The sequence below is a fragment of the Rhizobium deserti genome (assembly GCF_004358025.1).
In the GTDB taxonomy this organism is placed as follows: Bacteria; Pseudomonadota; Alphaproteobacteria; order Rhizobiales; family Rhizobiaceae; genus Neorhizobium; species Neorhizobium deserti.
Genome location: NZ_SMTL01000004.1, coordinates 97950 through 109499, shown reverse-complemented (window position 1 = coordinate 109499; position 11550 = coordinate 97950). Strand labels below are relative to the sequence as shown.

The window sequence follows — 11550 nt, the reverse complement described above, 5'->3', positions numbered from 1 at the left end:
GCTACCCGGCTTGCCCGTATTCCGCGTCACAGGCTGTGGCGAGGTTAGCGTGCAATTGGCGGAGGAGGAGATAGAGAGCGATCACGATATGGCAAATGATCCCTTCAAACTACCCCTTTCTCCAACAGATGGAGGCATCTCGCCTCTATTCTGGATACCCTGAATAAAAGCTGAACGCGCCAGGCTCATCAATGGCCTGGGCTGCGCAGAAATTCTAGAACTGAAAGACCATCAAGATCGGCTCGAATTCGCTGCCAACAACTTACCCAGGTGCTTCTCAGCTGGTAAGGATGACGCATGGGAACCACAATCAAAGCGGCACCGGACAGATCAGGTAATGAAGCGATGACCATCCAAATTTCGAACTACATGTCTGACGTTGTAGCCACCCGCCGTTATCTCCATCAACATCCGGAGCTTGGATTGTCGGAATTCGGCACCTCCGACTTCGTCGCAAAACAACTGGTGGACCTGGGTTACGAAGTGACGCGCGGCCTTGGCCAGACAGGCCTCGTCGCAACACTTAAAAACGGGACGAGCGGCCGGTCCGTGGGCATCCGGGCCGATATCGATGCGCTTCCGATCGAAGAGGAAACCGGTGCCGAGTATGCCAGTCTGACCAAGGGCATCATGCATGCCTGCGGACACGACGGACACACGGCCATGTTGCTTGGGGCAGCCAAGATCCTTGCCGAAAGAAAGAATTTCAACGGCACCATCCACCTGATCTTCCAACCCGCCGAGGAGAATTTCGGCGGTGCCAGGCTGATGATCGAAGACGGCCTTTTCCAGCGCTTTCCCTGCGATGCCGTCTTCGGCTTGCACAACGATCCGACCCTGCCTTTCGGGCAGATCGGCGTGAAGGAAGGGCCGATGATGGCGGCTGTGGACGAATGCCGCATCACCGTCAACGGACGGGGCGGCCACGGGGCAGAGCCTCAGACGACCGCCGATCCGATTGTCTGTGGCGCAAGCATCATCATGGCGCTGCAGACCATCGCCTCTCGCAATATTCACCCGCTGGACTCCATGGTGATCACGGTCGGCGCCTTTCATGCCGGAATGGCGAGCAATGTGATCCCGGAACGAGCCGAGATGCTCCTGACGATCCGCTCCTTCGATCCGCAGGTGCGCGATGAACTTGAAAAGCGCGTTCGATTGATTGCAGAGGGGCAAGCTGCAAGCTACGGCATGAGTGTGACGATCAATTACAGCCGCGGCTATGAGCCGACGATCAATCACAAGGCAGAGACCGATTTCGTGCGGGATCTGGCAAGGCGGGTCGTTGGAGAAGACAAAGTCGTAGACCTGCCGCGTCCCTCCATGGGCAGCGAGGACTTTGCTTATATGCTGGCAGAATGCCCCGGAAGCTATTTCCTTCTAGGCACCAAGCGGACGGAAAACGATCCACCGCTGCATCATCCACGCTTCGACTTCAATGACGATGCCCTGCCGATCGGTACGAGCTTCTGGGTCGAACTGGCCGAAGCCTATCTCGCGTAACGGTAGCTCTAAAAACAAAGCCGGCCCGCACCTATCGATGCGGGACGGCTTCCATATGTTGAGAGGCTAGCCTGCCTCAGGGAAAAAGGCCGAGTGTGACGGCGCCTACGAAAGCGAAAGCTGCCGCGATCAACCCTGCGTGCCCCACCCACTGCCACTTTTGGGCGAAGGAAGGATTGCGGCCTGAAAATGCTCGTGTCTGGTGCTGGAGCTGCTGCATTGAAACCTCCCGGTACGCTTTTCGATAACCGGTACATGGTACCTTATCTCGATAGAGCTGATAGAGATAATGTTTCAACAGCAGGGTCGTTCCTTAGAAAATCCTTTTTTGTTAACACCTGAAACTTGGCGTTAACGGTTTGTTATACCCGCACCATAGTCGAGCCATCAAAGAGGGTACCGGTCGAGGGCGAGCCGGAACACGTCGGCGTCGACATTACCACCGGAGCAAACGGCGATCACGGTGTCACCCAGTTCCTGCCCGTGGAAGAGCGCGGCAGCCAGCGCAACGGCACCGCCTGGTTCGACAACCACTTTCAGCCGGGTGAAGGCGAGGGAAACAGCATGAAGCGCCTCGTCCTCGCTGACTACCACACCCTTGCCGCAGAGCCGCGACATGATTGGAAAAGTGATATTGCCAGGCTGTGGCGTCACGATCGCATCGCACAACGATCCTGCCTGGCTGTCGTTGCGTTCGATTTTTCCGGAAGCGAGCGACCGCGTCACGTCATCGAAACCCTCGGGCTCGCAAGGATGGACGAGAAAGCTCGGCGCCTTGCTTTCCAGAGCGATGGCAATACCGGATACAAATCCACCTCCGCCGGTTGGCACAAGAACATCTGCTTGGTCTATGCCGGCTTCCTTGGCCTGTTCCGCAATCTCAAGCCCAGCGGTTCCCTGGCCGGCGATGACCAGAGGCTCGTCGAAAGGCTTGATCAATGTCAGGCCTCGATCTTGCGAGAGCCGGGCGCCGATCGCATCGCGGTCTTCCTTCGCGCGGTCGTAAAGCACGACTTCCGCTCCATAGGCACGCGTGTTGTCGATCTTGATGCGCGGCGCGTCGGACGGCATGATGATGACGCTTGATATGCCATGGAGTTTGGCGGCCAAAGCGACCCCTTGCGCATGATTGCCGGAGGAAAAGGCGATGACGCCTTTCCCGCGCAACCCGGGATCAAGCGCCGAAATTGCCGACCATGCCCCGCGGAACTTGAACGAACCGGTATGCTGGAGGCATTCCGGCTTCACAAAAACGCGCCGCCCGGCAATGTCATCAAGGAAGGGAGAGGAGAGGAGCGGTGTGTGCCGTACATGCCCATGCAGGCGGGCACGAGCGGCTTCGATCATGGCAATGTCGGTCATGCTTTGGCGATCCATCAGGCGGGTTTGGTTCGGTGAGGCGGCAAGACTATCGGCGCGGGCGGCCGAGGTCAAAGACTGATAAGCACAACAGTCAGCCCGTCACTGGGTCCGCCTGCAAACTCGGTGAAACCGCGAACTTCATCACTGTCTTGATCGGCAGATGGTCGGAAGCTAGTCGCGCAAGCGGCGTGTCGTGGGTGCGAACCGTGTCGATGAGGCCCGGCCGGTTCGCCATGATCCGGTCGAGTGCCAGAACAGGCAGTCGGGAGGGGAAGCTCGGCACAGCGGGGGGAAGACCGAAGACAGTGGCAAGCGTGTTCAGAGCGGAACGATCGCCGAGCCGCCACTCGTTGAGATCACCCATGAGCACTGTCGGGCACTCCTCCCGCGACCCCAATATGTCCAGGATCATCCGCGCCTGCTGATGGCGCGACCGCTTGAGCAGCCCGAGATGTGCGGCGATGATGCGAACCGTGCTGCGATCCTTCAGCTCGATCTCGGTAATCAAGGCGCCGCGCGGTTCAAGACCCGGCAGTTTGACTTGATGCACGTCCCGAACCATTCCTTCCCGGAAGAAGACGACATTGCCATGCCAGCCATGCGCCTTGGTAACGCCCGACACAGGCACGGGGCAAAGCCCTGTTTCCCGCTCCATCCAGGCAAGATCAAGCAGGCCGCGGCGCTCGCCGAAACGGGTATCGGCTTCCTGCAGGGCGATCACATCGGCACCGATTTCCCGGATGACGTGGCTGATCCTGCCGGGGTCGAACTTGCCGTCGACGCCGACGCACTTATGGACGTTATACGACGCTATGAGCAGGCCTTGTTCGCGATCATGCGGAGAATGCGCCACCGCGTCCCGGTTCTTCCGGGCGCGGATCGATGCAAGGATGTTTGTCGGGATATTTGGTCGTTTTTCCCGCATGTTCTTATTGCTGATCATGACCTGCACGGCGACTTTGCAATTGCTTATCCTTCCAGCTCCCGCTCAATCACAGGTAAGGCGAACCTAGCCACAATACCCGCTCAACAAGCCTGACCAGGAAGGGTCTGGCCCTTAACCCCTCAAGCGTCACTTCGGTTGCAGACGAAATTGCCAGATCGATCTTCCGTTCCAGCGCTACGGCAAAAGGAAAATCGAGAACTTCCAGATCGACCTCGAAATTCAGGCGAAGGGAACGTGGGTCGATGTTCGACGAACCCACATAGGACCACCGCCCGTCGATCGTCATGATCTTGGAATGGTTGAAGGCGCCCGATGCCCGCCAGATTCGGCAGCCATCCTTCAGCATCTGGTCGAACTGGGCGGTCATGGCGCGATCCACGAGCAGCAGATTATTGGCGGAAGGCACAACGATATCGACCTCCACGCCGCGCCTTACCGCCGTTACCAGCGCCGTGATCAATTCACGATCCGGCAAAAAGTAGGGCGAGACGATTTTGATGGAGGAGCGGGCGACGGAAAAGGCCCCCATCAGCATCTTGTGGTTGGCTTCGACGCTACGGTCGGGGCCTGATGACACCGAGCGCAAGATGACAGGCTGCCCCGGTTCCGTCTCCGGGATGTCAAGCAGCCACGCGTCCCCCTCCAGCGCTTCGCCGCTGGCAAAGCGCCAGTCCGCGGCTGAAATGGCAAACAGATCGGCGACAACCGGCCCCGTCACCTTAAAATGAGTGTCAGAAGAACATTCCTTGCCGCTGAACTCGCTCGAGAAGGCCTCGCGGATGTTAATACCGCCAGTGAAAGCAACCCGCCCGTCGACCACCAGTATCTTCCGGTGCGTCCTGAGATTGGCGTAAGGAAGCCGCAGCCCGGTAATGACATTGCCGTTGAAGACCTCAACTGTCACGCCGCCGTCACGCAGCATGCCGAGAACGCTTGGCACCGAATACCTTGCGCCGACGGCATCGATCAGCACCCTGACCTGGACGCCCCGCTGGACGGCATTAATCAGCGCCGCAACAAAACGGCGCCCGATGCGGTCCCTGTCGAAGATGTAGGTTTCCAGCATAACGCTACGCTCAGCGTCGCCGATTGCTTTCAGCATCACGGCATAAGCTTCATCGCCGGTATCCAGGGCGAGGATTGTATTGGCTGTAGTCAGGCGATGCCGGGTAACCCGGTCGCCGAGCGTCTTCATTGCGCGAAAACGCTGGCCGAAATCCCTTGCCACCTGCTCGCTGTCTGCGTCGTAGGCAGCAAATTCCGCCCGTATCTGGCCTTGAAGAAGAGCCCGTCGGTCGCTGATGACCGTGCGGCGGATGCGGTTGATGCCTGCGATAAGATAAAGCGCGGCTCCGATGATCGGTGAAAGCACGATAATGCCGACCCAACCGATTGCCGAGCGGACCTCTTCCTTGGTCATGGCCGCATGGACGGCCGCAGTCGTCCCTGCCACCGCCGAGATCAGGAACAGGAAATGCGGCCAGTAGGTATCAGCAATATCGAGCATCAGGCGCAATATAGGCGCCTGCATTGCGCGTACAATCGGTGCCTCTCTATTTACGTCAAGGGAGGCGCCGGAGAGATCTTTGGTCAGGCCGACAATTGCTTTTCGAAGACTTCGAGCGACGCTTCGAAGGTGTCGAAAATCGTGTCTATCTGCGCCTCGCTAATGATCATCGGCGGGCAAAGGGCGAGGGAATCGCCGATGGCACGCGAGATCAGGCCCTTTTCCATCATGATTGCCAGGAGTTTCGGCCCCAGCTGCCCGGCAGCAAAGCCCTCACGCGGCTTCAGTTCCAGGGCTCCGATGAGGCCTATGCCGCGGGCTTCGATGGCCAGCGGATGGCTTTCCAGCGCCTTCAGGCGGCTCTGGAACTTCGGCGCCAGCGCCCGCACATTACCGACGAGATCCCGCTCTTTGATGATGGCGATGTTTTCAAGCGCCACCGCGGCTGCGACCGGATGACCCGCTGCCGTGACGCCATGACCGAAAGTGCCGATCTTGGCAGATTCTGCTGCCAGCGGCTCATAAACAGTGTCGTTGATGAGCAGGGCTGAAATCGGCTGATACGAAGATGAGATCTGCTTCGAGAGCGTCATGATATCCGGCTGCAGCGAGAAGGTCGTTGTCCCGAACATTTCGCCGGTGCGACCGAAACCGCAGATCACCTCGTCGGCAATGAACAGGACGTCGTACTTCTTCAGCACCGCCTGTATCGCGTCCCAATACCCCGCCGGCGGCACGATGACGCCGCCCGCACCCATGACTGGCTCGCCGATGAAGGCGGCGACCGTTTCAGGGCCTTCCCTCAGGATCAGGTCTTCGAGGTCCTTTGCGCAGCGCGTGACGAATTGCTGTTCCGTCTCGCCTTCTTGCTTGAAAGCCCGGTAATGCGGGCAGGTTGTATGGAAGATCCCCGGCAGAGGCAGATCGAAGGATCGATGGTTGTTCGGCAGTCCGGTCAGGCTCGCGCTGGCAATGGTTACACCGTGATAACCCTTGATACGCGAGATGATTTTCTTCTTCTCCGGCTTGCCCAGAGCATTGGAACGGTACCACACCATTTTCATGGCGGTATCGTTTGCTTCGGAGCCGGAATTGGTGAAGTAAGCCTTCGACATGGGAACCGGCGCCATCTGGATCAGCTTCTCGGCCAGCTCGATCGACGGTCCGTGGCTGCGTGCCGTAAAGGTATGGTAATAAGGAAGCTTGGCCATCTGCTTGGCGGCCGCATCCACCAGCCGGCTTTCGCCAAAACCGACGCCGACGCTCCAAAGCCCGGCCATAGCCTCAATGTATTTATTGCCGTTATTGTCGTAGACGTAAATTCCCTCGCCTCGATCAATCACCAGCGACCCATCGCGCTGCAGCGCCTCGGCATTGGTATAGGAATGCAGCTGATAGGCTTTGTCCCTGGCTTCGATGGAATTCGGCTGAATGGTCACGTCTATCTCCTGATGGTGGAACGGTCGGCTCAGTGAGAAGCCGACCTGGAATCGAGGCTTTTGCGAAAGTTCGTCACACCTATTTCAGCGTCATCGCAGCGACCGGCGGCTTGGCGCCCGAAGGAATGGGGCTGATATAGTCTTGTCCCTTGCGCCGCCTCTTCAGGTCGCTCCAGGCAGCCTCACGCAGCTGTTCGCTTTCCATGACCGCAAGACCTGTGGCAGCCATGGCCTTCGCGACCGAAATCATCCCCTTGTGGGCAAGCGGGCTCTTTCCCTGGGCGACGACCTGCCAGGTGTGAAGCTGCGTTCCGACTGCAAGTGTCGCCCCATAGGCCTGGACGGTCGGCACCACCCAGCTCACATCGCCCACATCGGTGGAGCCGCCCATCTGGCGGACCTCATTGTGCGGCGGCAGGATGAAGTCGGCGAGCGGCGCATCGCCTACCTCCAGGCGCTCCTGGTTCCAGCTCGCAGCGATATCTTCAGGCGTCAGCGTCGCGCGGATCTGCTCGGCGAACGCTTGGTCTGCTTCATCGAATGGCGGTGGCCCTATGCTTTCCCAGACATCCTGCATGACGTCCATCAGCGGCGTATTGACGATGAGGTTGGACACGCCGGCCAGGATGGTGCTTTCCACCTTCGTCTCGGTCATCAGTGCCGCACCTTCGGCGACCTTTTTGACCCGCTCCACCAGGGCCAGCAGCCCCTGAAGCTCCGGCGAGCGAACAACATAACGGACCTTCGCATGGGCCTGCACGACATTGGGGGAAATCCCGCCCGTATCCAGTACGGCATAATGGATGCGGCAATCCTGCGGCATGTGCTCGCGCATATAGTTGACGCCGACGCTCATAAGCTCGACGGCATCAAGCGCGCTGCGGCCAAGTTCCGGCACTGCTGCTGCGTGAGCGGCGCGTCCGGTAAAGGTGAAATCCACCCGGCAGTTCGCCAGCGACGTTTCCCGCTGCACGCCGGCAAAATTGCTCGGGTGCCAGCTGATGGCAATGTCGACGTCATCGAAGGCGCCTTCACGCACCATGAAAGCCTTGGCGGCACCGCCCTCTTCCGCCGGGCAACCGTAATAGCGAACCCGGCCTGGGGTGCCGCTCTGCTGCAGCCAGTCCTTGATAGCCGTTGCCGCCAGAAGTGATGCGGAACCGAGAAGGTTGTGGCCACATCCGTGGCCGTTGGCGCCGGCTGTGATTGGATCATGCTCCGTCAGTCCGGCCTTCTGGCTGAGGCCCGCCAAGGCATCGAATTCACCAAGGAAGGCAATAACCGGGCCGCCTTCCCCGGCTTCGCCGATCAGGGCCGTCGGAATATCGGCCACATTATCTGTGATCTTGAAGCCCTGCGCCTCCAGCATCTCACGATGGGCGGCAGCCGACAGCGTTTCCATGTAGCAGGTTTCGGGAGTTCCCCAGACGCGATCCGCAAGTTCGGTAAAGCTGTCCTTCTTGCGGTCGATGAAGTCCCAGATCAGGGGAAGATTGGAATTGCCTGTCGTCATGAATTGTATGCCTCGGTAAGGTCCACGCTTTCGGAAAGCGCAAAACCTACTCCATTCACGGTCGATGGCAATGTGGTATTGCGGCAGAATTCATCGCTGCCGGGAAAATGGGCAAGAGAGATTTAACTGTGAAGGCAGTGTGAATCTTAATATCTCGACAACGACATCATAATCGCTATGCTCCCGCGCCACGACCGCCAGCAAAAGACCATGAAACGCATCAATAATAATAAATTCTTGCGGAGATCTGGCGATATCTGGGAACATTTTCCAAGATGAGCGGTGGGCGTGAATTGGCGTATGGACTTGCTAGTTCGTCCGGATGATCAAGAAGGGCTGCGCACCGCTTGAAATACGCCGGGCCCGCCAGGAGAAAACGACAACGGTCAGCGAACAACAGAATTTGCAGCCAGGAGGTGAAGGACAGCAGAAGGCTAAGTCGCAAGGCGCGCGTCATTGACATTCGAAATTCAACGGCTAGGCCTTGGCCAGCCAAGGTTATCGGGAGACAACCAATGAAATATAAGCTTACCCTTGCCGCAGCTCTGCTGTCGGCAACATTCTTTGCAGGCGCTGCAAGCGCCAAGACCTTCGTGTTTTGCTCCGAGGGTTCACCTGAAGGCTTCGATCCGGGCCTTTACACTGCCGGCACAACCTTCGATGCATCGGCTCACCCGATCTACAACCGCCTCCTGGAATTCAAGCCCGGCACCACCCAGCCGGAAGCAGCGCTCGCCCAGAGCTGGGAGCTTTCCGCAGACGGTACCGTCTATACGTTCAAGCTCCGTCCGAACGTCAAGTTCCAGACCACTGACTTCTTTACGCCGACCCGCAGCCTCAATGCCGACGACGTGGTTTTCTCCATCGGCCGCCAGATCGACGAGAAGAACGCCTGGAACAAGTATATTTCCGGCGGCACCTGGGAATATGCCGACGGCATGGGCTTTCCGAAGCTCATCAAGTCGATCGAAAAGGTCGATGACCTGACAGTCAAGGTCACCCTGAACCGTCCGGAAGCGCCGTTCCTCGCCAACCTCGCCATGCCATTCGCGTCGATCATGTCGAAGGAATATGCCGACAGCCTGGAAAAGGACGGCAAGAAGGAACAGTTGAACCAGATGCCGGTCGGCACCGGTCCGTTCACCTTTGTCGGTTATCAGCAGGACGCCGTCATCCGTTACAAGAAGAACGCCGATTATTGGGGTACTGCTCCCAAAATCGACGATCTAGTTTTTGCGATCACCACTGATGCGGCCGTCCGCTACCAGAAGCTGAAGGCTGGCGAATGCCACCTGATGCCTTATCCGAACGCTGCTGACGTCGAGTCCATGAAGTCGGACAAGAACCTCAAGGTTCTGGAGCAGGAAGGCCTCAACATCGCCTACCTGGCCTACAACACCACGGTCGCTCCTTTCGACAAGCCGGAAGTGCGAAAGGCTCTCAACAAGGCAATCAACAAGAAGGCGATCGTCGATGCCGTCTTCCAAGGCATGGCAACGCCGGCAGTAAACCCGATCCCGCCGACCATGTGGTCCTATAACAAGGACACCAAGGACGACACATACGACCTGGATGCCGCCAAGAAGATGCTGGCTGACGCCGGCGTCAAGGACCTTTCCATGAAGGTCTGGGCCATGCCGGTTTCTCGCCCCTACATGCTCAACGCGCGCCGCGCGGCCGAAATCATGCAGGACGACTTTGCCAAGATCGGCGTCAAGGTCGAGATCGTATCCTACGAATGGGCGGAATATCTGCAGCGTTCCAAGGACAAGAACCGTGACGGCGCAGCCATCATGGGCTGGACTGGCGACAACGGCGACCCGGATAACTTCCTCGACACGCTGCTCGGCTGCGATGCCGTGGGCGGCAACAACCGCGCTCAGTGGTGCAACAAGGAGTTCGACGATCTGGTAAAGAAGGCGAAGGTCACGCCTGACCAAGCCGAACGTACAAAGCTTTATGAGCAGGCGCAGGTCATCTTCAAGAAGGACGCTCCCTGGGCAACCATCGACCATTCCCTCGCTGTTGTTCCGATGACGAAGGGCGTGACTGGCTTTACCCAGAGCCCGCTCGGCGATTTCACCTTCGAAGCTGTCGATATCGCTGAGTAAATCTTAAGCTTACGACGATTTTGCCGCGGGAAGCGTTGCGTTTCCCGCGGCATTTTCTTATGAGACGCACAAAAATAAGGCGATGGAGCCTTATTCATCGCGTAGATGGCTTGACAAGGCCATGAATCGGTCACGACCCGAAAACCCATTGAAGGTTTCCAATGTTTGGCTTCCTACTGCGGCGCATCGCCGTGCTGATCCCGACGTTCATCGGGGTCTCGATCATCGCCTTTTCGTTTATCAGACTGCTGCCGGGCGATCCCGTTGCGCTCCTTTCCGGCGAACGCGTTATGACGCCGGAGCGCCATGCGCAGATCAGCGCGCAGCTCGGTATGGATAGGCCGATAGTCATTCAGTATCTGGATTACCTCGGTGGCGTTGTAACCGGCGATTTCGGCTCCTCGATCGTTTCGAAGACGCCGATCCTCAAGCAGTTCTGGGCGCTTTTCCCTGCGACAGTCGAATTGTCGCTGTGTGCCATCATTATCGCTATCGCACTTGGCGTGCCTGCCGGCGTGATCGCCGCCATCAAGCGCGGCTCGATCTTCGACCAGGGCCTCATGGGTATTGCACTGGTCGGCTATTCCATGCCGATTTTTTGGTGGGGCCTGCTGCTGATCATCCTGTTTTCCGGCACCCTGCAGTGGTTCCCGGTTTCAGGCCGGATATCGCTAATGTTCTTCTTTCCGCCGGTTACCGGCTTCATGTTGATCGACTCGCTGATTTCGGGCCAGAAAGGTGCCTTCTCCTCGGCACTCAGCCACCTCGCCTTGCCATCGATCGTGCTTGCGACCATCCCACTGGCGGTGATCGCCCGACAGACCCGCTCAGCCATGCTGGAAGTCCTGTCCGAAGATTACGTCCGCACCGCGCGCGCCAAGGGCCTGTCTCCGTTCCGCGTCGTCGGCATCCACGCGCTGCGCAATGCCATGATCCCGGTCATCACCACGATTGGCCTGCAGATCGGCGTCATGCTGGCCGGTGCCATCCTGACCGAAACGATCTTTTCCTGGCCTGGCATCGGCAAATGGATGGTCGACAGCGTTTTCCGGCGCGACTACCCGGTCATCCAGGGCGGCCTTTTGCTGATCGCGGCGATCATCATGGTGGTCAATCTCATTGTCGATCTGCTCTACGGACTGATCAACCCTCGTATCCGGCACTAGAAG

The 11550-nt window shown here is 58.4% G+C and carries 8 protein-coding genes; 3 read left to right on the top strand and 5 right to left on the bottom strand.

What is annotated here, in order from left to right; translation table 11 throughout:
• Positions 1-345: 345 nt before the first annotated feature.
• Positions 346-1503: a M20 aminoacylase family protein gene (locus E2F50_RS16210; protein ID WP_245515439.1), complete on the top strand. Its 1158-nt coding sequence runs from the start codon at positions 346-348 to the stop codon at positions 1501-1503.
• 387 nt (positions 1504-1890) lie between these two features.
• Here the strand turns inward: E2F50_RS16210 and E2F50_RS16205 are convergent, their stop codons facing one another.
• The 5 genes from E2F50_RS16205 to E2F50_RS16185 form a co-directional block, all read right to left on the bottom strand.
• Entirely contained in the window at positions 1891-2865 is a 975-nt protein-coding gene (locus E2F50_RS16205; protein ID WP_133317224.1) for a threonine ammonia-lyase, read from the bottom strand.
• 91 nt (positions 2866-2956) lie between these two features.
• The gene (locus tag E2F50_RS16200) at positions 2957-3790 is read right to left on the bottom strand and encodes an endonuclease/exonuclease/phosphatase family protein (protein WP_133317447.1); all 834 of its coding nucleotides are present in this window, start codon (positions 3788-3790) and stop codon (positions 2957-2959) included.
• A 67-nt stretch (positions 3791-3857) separates the two neighbouring features.
• Positions 3858-5318, bottom strand: a complete 1461-nt coding sequence (locus tag E2F50_RS16195) for a phospholipase D-like domain-containing protein (RefSeq protein WP_133317223.1) — start codon at positions 5316-5318, stop codon at positions 3858-3860.
• Between the two features lie 83 nt (positions 5319-5401).
• A complete protein-coding gene (locus tag E2F50_RS16190) occupies positions 5402-6757 on the bottom strand; it encodes an aspartate aminotransferase family protein (RefSeq protein ID WP_133317222.1) in 1356 nt (451 codons plus the stop codon).
• A 79-nt stretch (positions 6758-6836) separates the two neighbouring features.
• Positions 6837-8270 (bottom strand): M20 family metallopeptidase, encoded by a 1434-nt coding sequence (locus tag E2F50_RS16185; protein WP_133317221.1) that lies wholly within the window; start codon positions 8268-8270, stop codon positions 6837-6839.
• Positions 8271-8785: 515 nt separating this feature from the next.
• Between E2F50_RS16185 and E2F50_RS16180 the strand changes: the two genes are divergently transcribed.
• Both E2F50_RS16180 and E2F50_RS16175 read left to right on the top strand, forming a co-directional pair.
• Positions 8786-10381 carry an ABC transporter substrate-binding protein gene (locus E2F50_RS16180; RefSeq protein WP_133317220.1) on the top strand — a complete coding sequence of 532 codons (1596 nt, stop codon included), beginning with the start codon at positions 8786-8788 and terminating at the stop codon, positions 10379-10381.
• 161 nt (positions 10382-10542) lie between these two features.
• A complete protein-coding gene (locus E2F50_RS16175; RefSeq protein ID WP_133317219.1) occupies positions 10543-11547 on the top strand; it encodes an ABC transporter permease subunit in 1005 nt (334 codons plus the stop codon).
• Positions 11548-11550: the final 3 nt, after the last annotated feature.